This window comes from Phormidium sp. FACHB-592 (assembly GCF_014695795.1).
Taxonomy (GTDB): domain Bacteria; phylum Cyanobacteriota; class Cyanobacteriia; order Leptolyngbyales; family Leptolyngbyaceae; genus Stenomitos.
The window spans coordinates 23,059-36,328 of record NZ_JACJOZ010000045.1 but is presented as its reverse complement, the minus strand read 5'-3'; the positions used below and the strand labels follow the sequence as shown (position 1 = coordinate 36,328).

At 49.2% G+C, this 13,270-nt stretch carries 21 protein-coding genes; 9 read left to right on the top strand and 12 right to left on the bottom strand.

The annotated features are described in order from the left end of the window. Both H6F86_RS12235 and H6F86_RS12230 read right to left on the bottom strand, forming a co-directional pair. Window positions 1–323 (bottom strand): response regulator (locus H6F86_RS12235; RefSeq protein WP_190448879.1); only part of this gene is annotated, 323 nt, incomplete at its 3' end. After that, window positions 316–954, bottom strand: a complete 639-nt coding sequence (locus H6F86_RS12230; RefSeq protein WP_347240228.1) for a response regulator — start codon at window positions 952–954, stop codon at window positions 316–318. The genes H6F86_RS12230 and H6F86_RS12235, both read right to left, overlap by 8 nt. A gap of 127 nt (window positions 955–1,081) precedes the next feature. Between H6F86_RS12230 and H6F86_RS32210 the strand changes: the two genes are divergently transcribed. Next, on the top strand, window positions 1,082–1,273 hold the full coding sequence (locus tag H6F86_RS32210; protein WP_242033490.1) for a hypothetical protein: 192 nt from the start codon (window positions 1,082–1,084) through the stop codon (window positions 1,271–1,273). 398 nt (window positions 1,274–1,671) lie between these two features. Next, complete coding sequence (locus H6F86_RS12220; protein ID WP_190448878.1) at window positions 1,672–2,547, top strand: DUF4037 domain-containing protein; 876 nt, start codon at window positions 1,672–1,674, stop codon at window positions 2,545–2,547. A 329-nt stretch (window positions 2,548–2,876) separates the two neighbouring features. Here H6F86_RS12220 and H6F86_RS12215 read toward each other — a convergent pair whose 3' ends face one another. Beyond that, window positions 2,877–3,869 carry a Rieske 2Fe-2S domain-containing protein gene (locus H6F86_RS12215; RefSeq protein WP_242033489.1) on the bottom strand — a complete coding sequence of 331 codons (993 nt, stop codon included), beginning with the start codon at window positions 3,867–3,869 and terminating at the stop codon, window positions 2,877–2,879. 52 nt (window positions 3,870–3,921) lie between these two features. Here H6F86_RS12215 and H6F86_RS12210 point away from each other — a divergent pair, with 52 nt between their 5' ends. Continuing rightward, window positions 3,922–4,719, top strand: coding sequence for a TetR/AcrR family transcriptional regulator (locus H6F86_RS12210; RefSeq protein ID WP_190448877.1), 798 nt, complete (start codon window positions 3,922–3,924; stop codon window positions 4,717–4,719). Between the two features lie 47 nt (window positions 4,720–4,766). On the opposite strand, the gene H6F86_RS31540 is transcribed toward H6F86_RS12210, so the two are convergent. Both H6F86_RS31540 and H6F86_RS31535 read right to left on the bottom strand, forming a co-directional pair. After that, a complete protein-coding gene (locus H6F86_RS31540) occupies window positions 4,767–5,186 on the bottom strand; it encodes a hypothetical protein (protein ID WP_199305248.1) in 420 nt (139 codons plus the stop codon). A gap of 39 nt (window positions 5,187–5,225) precedes the next feature. Continuing rightward, window positions 5,226–5,738 (bottom strand): Rieske 2Fe-2S domain-containing protein, encoded by a 513-nt coding sequence (locus H6F86_RS31535; protein WP_199305247.1) that lies wholly within the window; start codon window positions 5,736–5,738, stop codon window positions 5,226–5,228. Window positions 5,739–5,904: 166 nt separating this feature from the next. Here H6F86_RS31535 and H6F86_RS12200 point away from each other — a divergent pair, with 166 nt between their 5' ends. Next, window positions 5,905–6,504, top strand: a complete 600-nt coding sequence (locus H6F86_RS12200; protein ID WP_347240224.1) for a TetR/AcrR family transcriptional regulator — start codon at window positions 5,905–5,907, stop codon at window positions 6,502–6,504. Between the two features lie 23 nt (window positions 6,505–6,527). Here the strand turns inward: H6F86_RS12200 and H6F86_RS12195 are convergent, their stop codons facing one another. Together H6F86_RS12195 and H6F86_RS12190 are read right to left on the bottom strand one after the other, a co-directional pair. Beyond that, window positions 6,528–6,797, bottom strand: a complete 270-nt coding sequence (locus H6F86_RS12195) for a cytochrome P450 (protein WP_190448875.1) — start codon at window positions 6,795–6,797, stop codon at window positions 6,528–6,530. A 43-nt stretch (window positions 6,798–6,840) separates the two neighbouring features. Beyond that, window positions 6,841–7,356, bottom strand: coding sequence for a TetR/AcrR family transcriptional regulator (locus tag H6F86_RS12190; RefSeq protein WP_242033488.1), 516 nt, complete (start codon window positions 7,354–7,356; stop codon window positions 6,841–6,843). A gap of 16 nt (window positions 7,357–7,372) precedes the next feature. Here H6F86_RS12190 and H6F86_RS12185 point away from each other — a divergent pair, with 16 nt between their 5' ends. After that, window positions 7,373–7,948, top strand: a complete 576-nt coding sequence (locus H6F86_RS12185) for a hypothetical protein (RefSeq protein ID WP_347240221.1) — start codon at window positions 7,373–7,375, stop codon at window positions 7,946–7,948. 630 nt (window positions 7,949–8,578) lie between these two features. Here H6F86_RS12185 and H6F86_RS12180 read toward each other — a convergent pair. From H6F86_RS12180 to H6F86_RS12165, 4 genes are all read right to left on the bottom strand, one after another. Beyond that, on the bottom strand, window positions 8,579–9,133 hold the full coding sequence (locus H6F86_RS12180; RefSeq protein ID WP_199305246.1) for a GNAT family N-acetyltransferase: 555 nt from the start codon (window positions 9,131–9,133) through the stop codon (window positions 8,579–8,581). Then, complete coding sequence (locus tag H6F86_RS12175; RefSeq protein WP_190448873.1) at window positions 9,126–9,524, bottom strand: DUF2087 domain-containing protein; 399 nt, start codon at window positions 9,522–9,524, stop codon at window positions 9,126–9,128. Before H6F86_RS12175 ends, H6F86_RS12180 begins: the two co-directional genes overlap by 8 nt. 94 nt (window positions 9,525–9,618) lie before the next feature. Continuing rightward, entirely contained in the window at window positions 9,619–10,284 is a 666-nt protein-coding gene (locus tag H6F86_RS12170) for a transglutaminase family protein (RefSeq protein WP_190448872.1), read from the bottom strand. Window positions 10,285–10,460: 176 nt separating this feature from the next. After that, window positions 10,461–10,790: a hypothetical protein gene (locus H6F86_RS12165; protein WP_190448871.1), complete on the bottom strand. Its 330-nt coding sequence runs from the start codon at window positions 10,788–10,790 to the stop codon at window positions 10,461–10,463. Window positions 10,791–11,261: 471 nt separating this feature from the next. On the opposite strand from H6F86_RS12165, the gene H6F86_RS32205 reads away from it, so the two are divergent. Further along, window positions 11,262–11,420 (top strand): winged helix-turn-helix domain-containing protein, encoded by a 159-nt coding sequence (locus H6F86_RS32205; protein WP_190448870.1) that lies wholly within the window; start codon window positions 11,262–11,264, stop codon window positions 11,418–11,420. Window positions 11,421–11,798: 378 nt separating this feature from the next. Here the strand turns inward: H6F86_RS32205 and H6F86_RS12155 are convergent, their stop codons facing one another. Then, complete coding sequence (locus tag H6F86_RS12155) at window positions 11,799–12,266, bottom strand: hypothetical protein (protein WP_190448869.1); 468 nt, start codon at window positions 12,264–12,266, stop codon at window positions 11,799–11,801. 123 nt (window positions 12,267–12,389) lie between these two features. Between H6F86_RS12155 and H6F86_RS12150 the strand changes: the two genes are divergently transcribed. Genes H6F86_RS12150 through H6F86_RS12140 form a run of 3 tightly spaced genes read left to right on the top strand, consistent with a single transcriptional unit; the run spans window position 12,390 to window position 13,238 of the window. Continuing rightward, window positions 12,390–12,806 (top strand): hypothetical protein, encoded by a 417-nt coding sequence (locus H6F86_RS12150; RefSeq protein ID WP_190448868.1) that lies wholly within the window; start codon window positions 12,390–12,392, stop codon window positions 12,804–12,806. Next, the gene (locus H6F86_RS12145; RefSeq protein WP_190448867.1) at window positions 12,793–13,002 is read left to right on the top strand and encodes an alpha/beta fold hydrolase; all 210 of its coding nucleotides are present in this window, start codon (window positions 12,793–12,795) and stop codon (window positions 13,000–13,002) included. Before H6F86_RS12150 ends, H6F86_RS12145 begins: the two co-directional genes overlap by 14 nt. Before the next feature lie 23 nt (window positions 13,003–13,025). After that, a complete protein-coding gene (locus H6F86_RS12140) occupies window positions 13,026–13,238 on the top strand; it encodes a hypothetical protein (protein ID WP_190448866.1) in 213 nt (70 codons plus the stop codon). Window positions 13,239–13,270 lie beyond the last annotated feature (32 nt).

Here is a 13,270-nt window from a genome sequence, read left to right as displayed (position 1 = left end):
GGCTTGGTAATATAGTCCACAGCACCAAAGGCAAAGCCTTTCTCCTTACTAGCAGCATCGGAGAGCGCAGTCATAAAGATGATCGGAATGCTAGCGGTAGTGGGATCTGCCTTAAGCCGTTGGCAAGTTTCAAAGCCGTCAATGCCTGGCATCTGCACATCCAGTAAGACTAAATCGGGAGGGTGAGCTTGGATGCGCTTTAGAGCGCGGTCGCCGTTGATCGCGGTGGCGACTTCATATCCCACATCACCTAAGGTTTCACAAATTACTTCTAAGTTCGCAGGGGTGTCGTCCACCACCAGAATTAAGGCAGCACTAGACATGAGCTTTCTCCTCGCTTAAGTACTGTTGCAGCAACGCTTCAATCTCTTCAGCTTTAAATTGCTTAGCAAGCTGAAGCACCTGTGCGGCAAAACCAGCGTAGTGATGGTTGGAGTGAACTAGCTGCTCTATGTGTTCCCGCAACCGTTTTAAGTTACCTTTCTGGGCCAGGTCTAGTAGCGTTTTTAACTCGACTGCGGAGGGCAGCATCGTTCCTTCTGAAGGTTGCGAGGCAGTCGCTGGAGCTAATTGAGAGTCGCTTGCAGCGGTCATTTCATAGATCCACTTCAGGTTTAAGTGAATAGCTAAAAGTTTAAACAATTCACTAAACTCGACCGGCTTGGCTAAGAAATCATCTCCCCCGACGTCTAAACTCATCTGCTGGTCAGCTTGGGCGACTGAGGCAGAAGAAACAATGATCTTCTGGTGTTGTAAAGCAGCATCACCACGAACCTGCTTGAGCAGTTCAAAGCCGTTCATGACGGGCATCGCCAAGTCTGTAATCACCAAGTCTGGTTGAGACTGGCGAATTTTTTCCAAGCCTCTTTGACCATTTTCAGCCTCAGTCAGTTGGAAGCCGAGTGGCTCTAACAAGTTGACGAGAACGGCTCGGTTTTCCCACCGATCGTCCACCACTAGAATGCTACGTCGTTGTCCTTCACTGGAACCGTCGCTGCCAGAGCACTTACGAGCGCTAGCGGACGAGCAGAGGTATTAAACACTCATCCGTGATGTACTCTGGCAGTCTGTCGAACAACTGATGGGATTAGGTGGGGCACGATCGCTGCCTCTAGCACTGTGGCGATTCTGTGCTAGAGCGGCGACATCAATGCCCCCTCAGCAGCATGGCTTGTCTCAGACAGAGCTTCGAGCAACTGTTGAGGCGATCGCGCAGCAGGAAGAGCGGTGTGCCCTCACTGGGCAAAGGATTCATCCACAACAACCGATGTAGTTAAGGCTGACCACTACTGACGTAATCATGCCTCTGAGTCAGGAGGCGATTGTTTAATTTTGTGCTCGCAAAAGGGTAGTACAGAGATCATTTTGCCCGTTTTCAAAGGGTGTAAGCTCGATGCTCGCGTGGCACTTCTGCTCCCCTTGGGCAATGAACCAAGGCGATTGCCTCATCTGTCCTTATCCAAGGTTAATATGCAGAGACCGCGCAGCCTAAGATCCTGGTTTGGGTGTTTAGACGGCGAGTGTCTGAAACACTCGAATCAGGGCAAAGAGACTGCGAGCATCCGCCTCTATCCCTCCTTTAGAGTCGATAGAGGGACGGAGTCTGTCTCATTAAGAGTGAGCCTGCTGTACGCTACATTGTTTCAGCAGCAGCACTTAATAATCCTCAACATGACTGAACACAGCGCATGGCGAATTGCGTTAGCTCACAAAATCGCTCCTGCTTTCACAGCACATCCCAAAGTTGAAGCGTGTTTTGTCTTTGGCTCGGCAGCGTTAGGGCTTTCAGACCAGTATTCAGACCTTGAATTAGCCTTTATCTGGTCACAACTGCCGTCCGTCGAAGAATTACGAGCCACAGCGCAAAGTGTTGGTGTCAAAGGGTGGGAAATTGAGCCCTATGAAGAAGCGAAACAAGCATGGTTGGAGCAGTTCTACCTATACGACATGAAAGTCGAAGCGGGTCATTGGGCGCGAAAGACAATGGACAGCATCGTGACTGATGTTGTTGAGCGTTACGATGTGTCGCAAAACGGTCTGTTGTTTGAGAAGCAGGTCACAGTGTCTCATCTTCAACGCGCTATTGTTCTTTATGGCAAAGACCACATCCAACATTGGCAAAAGCGGCTTTCTCCTTATCCTGAAGCACTGGCTGTGGCGATGGTGCAGAAGCATCTGAAATTTCGTCCGTTTGATGGGCAATACATCCTAACCAAGCGCCTTGAGATCCCGATGCTGAATGAAAACAACTGCGCCATCACACGATGGCTGCTCAATATGCTGTTCGCACTAAATCGTGTTTATCATCCCGGTTTCAAATGGACACGTTACTTTGTTGCAGAAATGAACCTTAAGCCGCCTGAGTTTTTTGCCCGGTTGGAGTGCGTTTTTCAATCTGATGCTGCAAGCGGAACCCCTGAGTTGCGACGACTCGTGGAGGAAACGTTCGACCTTGTAGAGCAGTGCTTACCGCAAGTTGACCTCAAGCAGCAGCGTGAAACGTTTCATCGGCTTTATCCGAAGTGGGAGTTGCCTGTTGATCGTTAACTTAGTGTCCATCAAAAACAGGCTAACAATCCCGTTGCACACTGACCGTATGAAGTCTCTTCGTTGAGTTCGAGAGGTTATTTGCGGCGGATGAACAGGGGCGTTAGCGCTTGTAACATTGCCGAAAATGCTTTTAAGTCGGCAATGTTTTTCTCTCCATCCCATTCCTAGCAGAGTTTTTCGTTGTACTACAAGCGATGGCTTAACCCCTCTATACGCTGTATTGATCAAATCGTAGACATTCGCTACGGGTGAAAGCATTGATTGATTTTTAAGCAAAACGATTTGGCAATTTAAGAGCACAGGAATCGATGTCATCCCTCTGCTGTCTACCTGGAGAGATTCGGTTCCATAACGTTAGGAAAGCTTTCAAAGTTACGTCGCACCCAGTCCATACCCACTTCATTGTTGAGTTTAATTTTCTGAGGTGTATTGGGGTAAAGCTTGCCTAGAATGTCTGCATCTTGATCGACCACAACTTTGCCAAACTTGAGATAGCTGTTGCCAAAGAGCTTAAAGGCTGGATGTTTTGCCTGACCAAACAGCAAAATGTAAGTGCGGGTGCGATGCTCAGCTTCTGGTATGAAGAAATGACACTGGGCAGCTTTACCCAACGGCATTTCACCATGAAAAATGATCAGCGATGGAAAGTAGTTTTCCAGATGCGCTTTGATGGTGCTGGGCAACAGCATTAAATCAGGTTTTCTCAACTTCTCGCTCAGGCTGTAGGGCGCAGTCGGCATGTCATAGAAGGCATGGGAATGATGCCCCTCGTCAACAAACTGGTGAAACTCGACCTCGGTAATGCGAAACAAGTCTCGATGGGTACCATTTTGATGATTGTAGTCATGCATGTTCAGCAGCATGGTCAGCAGATCCGTCTCAATGCTGCGCTCGCCCGTATGCCCAACAAAATAGTATTGCTCTGCAAGCTCATTCAATACCGTCGGAATGGCGATCTTCGGCTCATAGCCGCCATACGACCAGATGAAATCACCTTGAATGACTAGCTCTAAAGGTTTCAATTGAGGTAAGGTTTTCTTGCCTGATCCAGGTAAGACCGTGCAGCCTGCGGCATCAAACTGCAACGCATGAAAGGGACAGACAACTGCACTTGTCCCATCGCTTTGGGCTTCACACCAGCCCTCTGATAGCATCGCGCCCATGTGAGCGCAGGCATTGGGCAGGGCATGAATCGCTCCGGCAGCATCCTTCCACAGCACGTAATCACTGCCGTAGAGGGAAACTTTCCGAGGTTGATTCACGTTCAGCATTGACTGATGCGCCAATAGCCAAGGCGCACCAGGAAGCATTGACTGCATGATGTTCTCCCTTCAAGATAGAATTGTGAAAGATTCGTCGTGTTTTTAAGATATGACAGAACATTCACGTTCGTCAAGCAGCCGAGCATCAAGCTTGCGCCGTCAACCCAAACAGCAACGGGGCAAAGCACGCGTCGAAAAAATCCTGGATGCCGCCGCCGCAGTCTTTGATGAAGTGGGCTACGAAGCGGCGACGACCCATCTCATCGCTGCTAAAGCGGGAACAGCGATCGGCTCTCTCTATCAGTTTTTTCCCGATAAAGCTGCCATTTTCAAGGCGATGGAGTTGCGCCACACCGAGCGGGTGAAGGCGATGTGGGCACAGGTAGACATCCCCACCATTGCTCAGTTACCGCTCCGCCAAATGATCCATGTGCTGGTCATGGCTGTAGCGGCGTTATTTGAGCAACCCGTATCACGGGTCATGTTTGTGCAGTTTTATCTAGCGCGCGAGCTTTTCCAGGCGATCGATGAAAGTATGACACAAGAAGCGATTGACTTCCTGGCGAGCATTTTGCAGCAACGCCAGCCTGCCCTTACCGAGGAACAGTACAGCCTGCTGGCAGAAGTGTGTGTACATAGCAGCAACGCGGTGATGCTGGCAGCGCTTCGCAGCCCTGATCCAGCGCACCACGAACAGTTGACTCAGCAGATTGAGGACTTGCTAGTGTCCTATTTGGAACCACACCTGGGAGATCATCCGTCGCATGATGTAATGAAAGTAATGATGTGCCCTCACTGTCGATCACAGCAGTTATCGAAAAACGGGTATCGCCGGGACAAGCAGTGCTACCGCTGCAAAGATTGCGGGAAGCAGTTTGTAGGGGGTGGGCGATCGCTGAGACAGTAAAGCTGTTGGAGCAACCCTCCCGAGAAAAATCCCAAGCACAAAATGGTTTACTGCGCTGACGGGAACTGTTCATTATTACGGCGCACCCAGTCCATCCCAACTTCGTTATTCAGCCTGATGCGCTGAGTTGTATAGGGATAGATCCGGCTCAAAATCCTGGCATCTTGCTCTACCACCACATCAATTAACTTCAGTAGATTGCGTTTCAGCAGATGCGCGATGGGTAAATGTGCCTGCATGTACAGCAACACGAAAACATGTGATCGATTGGCAAATTCTGGCAGATAAAAGTGGCATTCCTTCAAACTCAGAATTTTGTTGTCACCATGCATCACACCCATAAAGGGGAAGTAGTTCTCCAGATGAGCTTCTAAAACCTTCGGTAGCGCCAGTTGCGCTGGATTTCTTAAGATCTCGCGCAGCGTCGGTTGTTTTCTCGGTTGCGCCAGGTAAGCGTGGGAGTGCAAACCCTCATCAATAAATTGCTTGACTCGAACTTCTTCAATTTAAAAGAGTTCTCGGTGCGTGCCATTTTGATGGTTATAGTCGTGCATATTCAGCAGTAGGCTCAGAATATCCGTAGGCATGCTGCGCTCACCAGTCACGCCAATGAACTCATACTCGGCTGCGATCGCATTCATTAGCTCTGGAATAGGCACCTTTGGCTCATAGCCTCCATACGTCCAGATTAAATCGCCTTGAATGACCAATTCCAGCGGTGGCAGCAAAGCTTTCGTCTGTTTGGATGAGCCTGGTAAGATCGTGCGACCTTGGCGATCAAACTCCAGCGCATGAAAGGGGCAGGCAATCGCACTACTCCCTTCGGGTTGCGTCACACACCAACCTTCTGAGAGCATCGCGCCCATATGCGGGCAAGCATTCGGTAAAGCAGCGATCGTGCCCTGCGGGTCTTGCCAGAGCACGTAATCCTGACCAAGCAGAGCGAACTTTTGGGGCTGATTAGGTTTGAGCATCGCACGATGTGCCAGCAGCCAGGGGGAACCTTGCAAGTGCTCCATAACGCTCTAAATTTAACTTACTAATTAATTAGTAAGTTTACCAACTGCCTGCTCTTCCGTCAATCTACGGATGAAAGGATAGGCTAAGATGGCTCTTGAGAACTCAATGATGGCTTGAGGTGTGGTCGGTCGATCGAGTAAACGAGCAGCAAAAGCAGTCCGGCTCGTGCGAGATGCACAAGCAACCCAGCAGCAAATTCTCGATGCTGCTGAGCAGGAGTTTGCCCGGAACGGCTTGAAGGGGGCACGGATGAGTGCGATCGCCACAGGTGCTCAGGTGACTTCTGCAACGCTGCACTACTACTTTGAGAATAAAGAAAATCTCTACAAAGCCGTTCTCCAACGTCCGGTCAATGAGGTGCAGGCGATCCTGGTACAACAAAACTTTGATGCCTTAGCTCCTGAAGCTGCCTTAAAGCAAATGATTCGGATCGCCATTGCCAATGAAGCTGCTAATCCTCAACGCCAAATGCTGTGGTTTCAAGAAGCCAGTCAAAATCAAGGCGCTTATTTCAAGGAGTGTCATGTTTTAGCCCTGCACAAACATTTATTAAAAGTTCTCGAACGGGGCATGGCAGAAGGCACTTTTCGTCCGCTCAAACCCTTTCTGGCACTGACACACATCTTGAGCGTCTGCCTGTTTTACTTCACCGTCCATGAAAACTGGAAACACCTGACTCCAGAGGTCGATCGCCTCACCTCCGAAATGATCGAAGAACATACAGAGGCAGCGATCACGTTTATCTTGGCAGGCATCAGGCGCTGATGGTTGCTCAGCAGCACTATGGTTCACTGTTGCCACCGCCAGAACTTCACCTTTAACCCATCACGAGGACGGGAGAACGGCAGCACCACTCGCTCCAGATTCTGCCCAGGCAAAAGTTCCCAATCATAGTCACGGATTAACAGCATGGCAAACAGCTTCATTTCTAGTTGGACAAACTCTTTGCCTAAACATTCTTGAATACCGCCACCAAATGGGATATGACTGAACACTTTTTTGTCTTCAGCCTGATCAGCGTATGAAATGACATTGACATTGGCGGGTGAGGACAGCATATCTAGGTTGTCTGTGAGCGTTCAAAGCTAATCACGTCAAAACTCACTTAAGAAATAAACTTAGGGCACGACGGACATAAGCTTTCCAAGATTCAACAGGCGGGAAGATCAAGGCGTAGAGCATGATGCTGCTCATCACGTCAAAAACCAAACCTGCATCTAAATCTATTGGAACTTCGTTTCTTGCTTTTGCCCGCTCGATGACAATAGCGAAGGATTGTCGTCGGGGGTATAGATATTTTTTCCAGTAGATTTGAGCGAACCCAGAATTGCCTGATGCACTGCTAATAATCATGGCAACAGTCTGTCGTCCAAGAGGAGTGAGAGTTATTTGTGCAGCATTTTCAATGAGTGTATCCATATCACTCCAAAGGTTTCCTGTATCGGGAATTAATACCTCTTCTCTAATACTTTCAATCGCATCAGCAACTAGTTCATCTTTACTGCTGTAACGCCGATAGATGGTTGTCTTACCCACTCCAGCACGAGAGGCGATTGCCTCAATACTCATTGCCTCAAAGCCGATTTCTGACAACAGTTCCAGCGTGGCTTTCAGCATTGCCTGGTGAGATGCTGTGCTGCGAGGTCTTCCTGGTGATTTCTTCCTAGCATCGTTCATGGATGCTATTATAGTTTACGATACCGTACCGTATCGAAATACTATGCCCCAAAAACCTCTTTACATGGACAAGCACAGTACTCAAACCTTGCGAGAAGGTCTAGCGGAGTATTATGCTCTCAATCCACACGTTACTGATCCAGCGACACAACCTTCAGACTTCGGCAAGATCCTACGAGCGCACGATGTAGGGCATGTGATTTACGGCTGTGACACAGGAATGTACGATGAGCTAAAAATTCTGCCGCTATTTTGGTGGACGAGTGAATGTACGTTTCAAACTTACTTGAAGATGAAAAACTCCCCTGCTGTTGATGTAATGTACGAGGACATGATCAGGAAAAAGGGGGCGTTCTGGCTGTACGGAGCAACTTTGAGGGTACTTCCTGGGGTAATTTTAGAATTAATTCCAGTTTGGTTTAAGACTCGCAAGCGTCAAAAACTGCTGCCATTTCTTGAGTTTGAACCGTTACTTGATCGGTCTCTTTTGGCTATCCGTCAAGAATTTAATCTGTTGCCTTTTATAAAATAAGTTTTGAGTGTGCGTCAGCCGCCCAACACTTCATGGCAGCGGACGGTCGAAAGCCCCTGATGCTGAGTTCGAGGTTGTCTGCCGCCGCTGCATTTTGCCGTTGTGCCGCTCATATTTCGGGTTGCGGCGGCAGTCTAAAGGCTAATTGTCGAAGTTCAACTGGATGGAAGTTAAGGGGTAAGAAGATCGCATCCTCTAAGTCTCAAACTGCAAGTCCCTTCATCACGACATCAACTAATTCATCAACAAAGTTGTGAATGAGCAAAAAATATGGCGCAATTCGTAAATCAATGGCGCAATCGGTCAACGCGACTCTAAATAAGCATTCCAGCTTCTAACAGCTTGGGATGAACTGTGTCTAAGCAGCAGTAACTAGAAGTAGGCTAGAAGCTTGAAACATTTGTGGACTCTGGTTTCGAAAGACTATGCCACTCATTTGCAAATTGTGCCATATTTTTTGCTCATTCACAGCTGCTCTAACAACAACTGCCTGAAAGGCTTAACTCCGACCGATTATCCAACAGGATTACCTGAACCAGCACCTTCCGCATAACGTTCCGCTTCACCCGCCGCTGGTAACCTTTCGTTCTCAAGCAACTATCTTGATACGGTCGGTGTGCAAACGGATTGTTATACCATCGCTGCTACAGGACGGCTCATCACATAAACTGCATGAATTTTATTGCCAAATTGTCGAGGTTCTGTCTTGCGGATAACCTCAAATCCCAAGCTTTTCCAAAACTGTAAGCCTAACTCATTGACTTCAATCACAGACAGTGATACTTGCTTGACTCCCTGTGCTGAGACCCAATTTTCAAACGCCTGATAAAACTCTGAACCTAATCCTTGCCCTCGTTGCTGGGGACTCAACATCATCAACCCTAACCACCATGTTTGATTATCTGGGTAGTGTCGAATCGATTCAATCATCCCGATCAACTCATGCTTTGGATCGAACAACCCCACAATGTATTTGTCCTCTGTCGTTTTTCCATCTGGCACAGCATCAAATTCCTCACGTGCTGCCGTCGGTGAAGGCGGTTGACCATCGGTTAGAAGAGCAAACTCCGTGCATTGTTCGTAGAGGCTTTGCAGCACTGCCGCATCCCCAATTTTGAGGAGCTTTACCGAGTAACCAGGAAGATTTGAAGCAAAACCTGCTAACTCATTCAGCTTATTAGACATTGCTACGTTTTCTCTCTTCTCGTTGACGTTGTACCTCAGCCAAAACATCACGGGGATGAACGGTGCTGGCTTCTGACTCTAAGACCAATGCTATTACTGCTTCATTCGTCCAGTAGGAGGAGCCGGATGGATTTCTGAGGAGAAATTTCAGGTCAATTAGATAACGCCGTACCGTGACATGATCTAAGCCAGTTGGACATGTAAATCCTTTCAGCCAGTTCACAAGGTGATCATTAACCTCTTTCTCAGAGTATTCTTGCTTTGCGTTAAAACTCGATGCTGCTAACGCCATAAGCAACTCAGTATCAGAGAACTTCTTGGGTAAATGGTCGATCGGTCCACTACTTAGTAACCTCCCCAGTACCTTTATCACCTGATCTCTTCCGATCACGGCTTTCCCCTCTACTTACACTTCCTTCAAGGTTACACATTTCTTTTATTGAGGCATAACGATCCCAAGCACCCGCCGCAGACAACCTCAAACTTTAACAGACAAGCCCAACGGTCGGTGTGCCTTGGGGTTGTTGCCTGGCTGGTGCATATTCGTTAGCCGTCACAAGACCGTAATTCCTCGCCGCCTCTAACGCAAGATCTGGAAGATTACGCAGCATAGCATCCCATGTAGCTTGTGCTTGTAACGCTTCTACGATCATCTGAAGTGGCTCAGCAAGAATGGCATGAAAAGCCGCCTCTTCAGGAAACTGAAGCTGAAACGCTAACTGTTCCTGAGGGGGAGAAAATTGAGCGTTAACGCCTTCCTTGTTGCCTCTGGCATCAATGCGATACCAACCAATTTCAGGTAAATGAATTGCATTGAAACCATGCAGGCTGTACGGCGCTCCTTGATCATCAAGACTTAGTCGCTGATAACAAAAGCCTGCGGGAATCCGGTTTGCCCGTAGTAGTGCTGCTAGCAAATGGCTTTTAGCATAGCAATACCCTGTTTTGTACTTCAGAACCTCAGAAGCGCGACAAGTCACAGGGTTCATCTGGTAGTCAAAGCTGTGATGAATTTCATCGCGCACCCACTCAAAGCAGGCTTTTGCAACCGCCATTGCTGTTTCATGTCCTGAGGCAATTTGTTGAGCGAGTTCGACGATCTCAGGCTCTGACCAATCAACAACTGCGCTAGCGCTCAAATATGCTTCCATGTCAGGTGCTACAAAGGTTGTGAACCAATGATCTCAAACTACTGCTACCACTTTCAACAAAGGCCAGCTAACGTTTCCGCTCATCGGACCGCAGATAGCCTTCGCAACACAACTAGAGAATGAACGTTGTTCCGGTGCCGTGGGCTTGTTATGCCGCCTCGCGGTTAAATGATGACTCAATTACAGAGGACTCTTGGATCTTCGCGTAGTTTTATCAGCTGCTTAGTATGGGTAGCTTTGCCATGTCGAAAGGTAATGATTGCCTGGCTAGCATCGCGAACAACCAGACTTGTTGCCACCGCTCCTGCCGTGAAGCGAATTTCGTTGCCGTAAACCTGTCCCTTTGTTCTGGTGCAATTCAGACCGTTATCCCAACGCAAGGTGACGCCGCCATCACGCTTTGGCTCAGCTGCATACCAATGAGATTCATAAATCCGACCTTGGCTTGGCGAGATCGAAAGCCTTCCTTTTTCGGTGACCCAATAGCCACGAACAGTCTTTTGCACAGCCACACTAGGAGGTTTCGGCCTCAAAACTGGGTCTGGCACTGAAGCGCTAGAAGCATTGACCTTACTAGGTGCTTGAGTACAGCTTGCTGCTAGTGCGCTGATCGCTAGCGTGGTCACGGAAAAATGGAAACAAAATGAAGCACAAACTCGGTAGTCTAACTTTTTCTGTGCATTGGCTTTCATCGCAGCAGTCTTCTTAGTTGTGATTGTGTCAGCTCTCAGTAATCTAGCGGCGCTCTCAGTCTTGTGAGCTAACGTTACTGAAATCGAAACTACGCCATGTAGCAAACATTGCTCAATTTCCTCACCACTATCTCAGTCGGCATAACGATTCTTAGACTGAAACTTGCCGCCTCAGGTCCCGCAGTAGGTGAATAGGCAGAATGATTTGGCATAATACCCCAAAGTAAGTGCTTAGGTAGAGTCTTTCCACATATAGCAATCCCAAAGCATCTATTTCAGCAGTATGTGGCAGCACAGTACGATGTGGTGTTTGAATCCAAGCAGAGTTACTACACCTTGTTCGCTGAAGCTGGGCTTAGTTGGAAGAAGACCCAGAAGCGCCATCCTCAAGCAGACCCACAAACGGTAGAGAAAAAAACAAGAGCTTACGGAGTGGTTGGCTAGGCATCGAGAAGAGCTTGTTTCTAGGCTATTGGTGGTCTGCTTCCAAGACGAGTGCCATCTGTTGTGGGGTGACCTCTGTGGTTAGGTCTGGGGCAAGACGAGCGAGCGGATTGAGGTACCCATGACTAAGGAACGACAAAAGCAAACCGACTATGGAGCACTGAACCTGGCAACTCAAACCTTTTGGCTCCAGGGCTACGAAGAAGGAAATTCCGAATCGACCTGGCTTTTTTGAGAAGCCTGCAAACACAACACCCTAGGTGCCGCATCGCGGTAATTTGGGATGGAGCGAGCCATCATCGCTCTCAAGCTGTCAAAGACTATCTAACCCTGGTGCGTTGTCGTTTCTGCGCTCTGCATTCGCTTGAAACACTGATCTCATGGCGACAGCAGGGTCGATAAGTGTTGGCGCAAAGCTGCCATTTCAGCCCTTAACTGCTGCTGCACTGGATGGTCGTCCAGGTACTGGCTTTGGTTGACCGTATAGAGCGACTCAGACTCAGCGAGCTGGGAGGCCATCACACTAACGGTAGTCGCATCGAGTAAGTCTTGGTCCTTTGGCTGTCGTTGTGCAAAGCAAGCCTGAAGACCTTGCTGTCGTTGCTTGAGCCACTCAACTCCAGGATGATCCTGGGTGAACCTTACTTCTAAAAGCACTCGCTCGACCCCTAAGCGGGCAATTTCCTGGGCCAGAGCCTTAGCATTATTTTGGACGGCAGCACCCACACACTCCGCGTTGACGACGGCGAGGGTAGTATTGGTGGAAGCCGCTTGAGCCTGGGCATCTGGACTAAGCGACACGACAGCAAGACCGAACACCAAAGATGCCAGCTCATTCGAATTCATCAATCATCACCCGATGAAACGGTTTTTAGCGATCGCTAACGAGTGAGACTCTGCACTAGAAGTGAAAGTTCCTCCTTGACTTGATCATTTTGGCGATGCTCCTACTAGCCCAAGGTGGCGGCCTTGGTTTGGAGCCCACAAGGCAGTGAGCGACGACCGGATGGGGTGAAGCCTTACCCTCACAAGCGTGCTGCCTCAGCAGCTACCTCACTGGTCAGCAAGCTAAACTCAAGTTTCGCCTTGTCAACTTGGGTGCCTATCGTGATGCTCATGATGGAAAAGTGGCTTTGGCTGGGGCTCGGTGTGACCGCCGTCGGCTTCCTTGCGGGCCTTGTCTACCCAACAGTCAGTGCCGCTATGGATCGACAGCAATACCCACCGCCTGGTCAGTTGGTTGACCTGGGGGGCTTGCGGCTCCATCTCCACTGTCTGGGTCAGGGGACACCAACCGTCGTCATGGATGTGGGTGCGGGTGCCCCAGCCATCACCTGGGGCTTGGTGCCAGCTGCAATAGCTCAATTTACCCGTGTGTGTTTATGATCGAGCGGGTTTGGGTTGGAGCGAGCCCAACCTCACGCAACCACGCACCAGCCACCAAAGCGTTGAGGAACTGCATACCTTGCTCACCAAAGCGGGGGTCAAGCCGCCTTACCTTTTGGTGGGACACTCTTCGGGTGGCGCCAATATGCGGCTCTATGCCAGTCAATATTCAGCGGATGGGTGGGCTTGGTGTTAGTGGATGCGGCCCATGAAGGCTCCATGACCGCTGAAGACTGGCAAGGTTTTAAAAGGGAGTTATGGCTTTATCAAGCGCTGCGGGTGGCTACTCGAGTCGGTGTGTTGCGCTTCCTTGGGGAACTCAACTTGTTACCCCTGCTGCAAACGATCAAACAAGCCGTGCAAAACCATCCGCCCGCCGTCCAAGCGTTGTTTGCTACTTACAAAGCTTTCTGTTATCGCCCTCACTATTAGGCCCCTGTCGTAAGCGAATATGCCCACCTCGA

What these genes read in the sequence shown, in the direction of transcription:
- H6F86_RS31535 (WP_199305247.1), bottom strand. Translation starts at nt 5,738, where the DNA reads ATGGAGCACTTGCAAGGTTCCCCCTGGCTGCTGGCACATCGTGCGATG.
- H6F86_RS12215 (WP_242033489.1), bottom strand. Translation starts at nt 3,869, where the DNA reads ATGCAGTCAATGCTTCCTGGTGCGCCTTGGCTATTGGCGCATCAGTCA.
- H6F86_RS12140 (WP_190448866.1), top strand. Translation starts at nt 13,026, where the DNA reads ATGACCGCTGAAGACTGGCAAGGTTTTAAAAGGGAGTTATGGCTTTAT.
- H6F86_RS12180 (WP_199305246.1), bottom strand. Translation starts at nt 9,133, where the DNA reads ATGTCTAATAAGCTGAATGAGTTAGCAGGTTTTGCTTCAAATCTTCCT.
- H6F86_RS12195 (WP_190448875.1), bottom strand. Translation starts at nt 6,797, where the DNA reads ATGCTGTCCTCACCCGCCAATGTCAATGTCATTTCATACGCTGATCAG.
- H6F86_RS32210 (WP_242033490.1), top strand. Translation starts at nt 1,082, where the DNA reads ATGGGATTAGGTGGGGCACGATCGCTGCCTCTAGCACTGTGGCGATTC.
- H6F86_RS12170 (WP_190448872.1), bottom strand. Translation starts at nt 10,284, where the DNA reads ATGGAAGCATATTTGAGCGCTAGCGCAGTTGTTGATTGGTCAGAGCCT.
- H6F86_RS12210 (WP_190448877.1), top strand. Translation starts at nt 3,922, where the DNA reads ATGACAGAACATTCACGTTCGTCAAGCAGCCGAGCATCAAGCTTGCGC.
- H6F86_RS12155 (WP_190448869.1), bottom strand. Translation starts at nt 12,266, where the DNA reads ATGAATTCGAATGAGCTGGCATCTTTGGTGTTCGGTCTTGCTGTCGTG.
- H6F86_RS12220 (WP_190448878.1), top strand. Translation starts at nt 1,672, where the DNA reads ATGACTGAACACAGCGCATGGCGAATTGCGTTAGCTCACAAAATCGCT.
- H6F86_RS12190 (WP_242033488.1), bottom strand. Translation starts at nt 7,356, where the DNA reads ATGCTGAAAGCCACGCTGGAACTGTTGTCAGAAATCGGCTTTGAGGCA.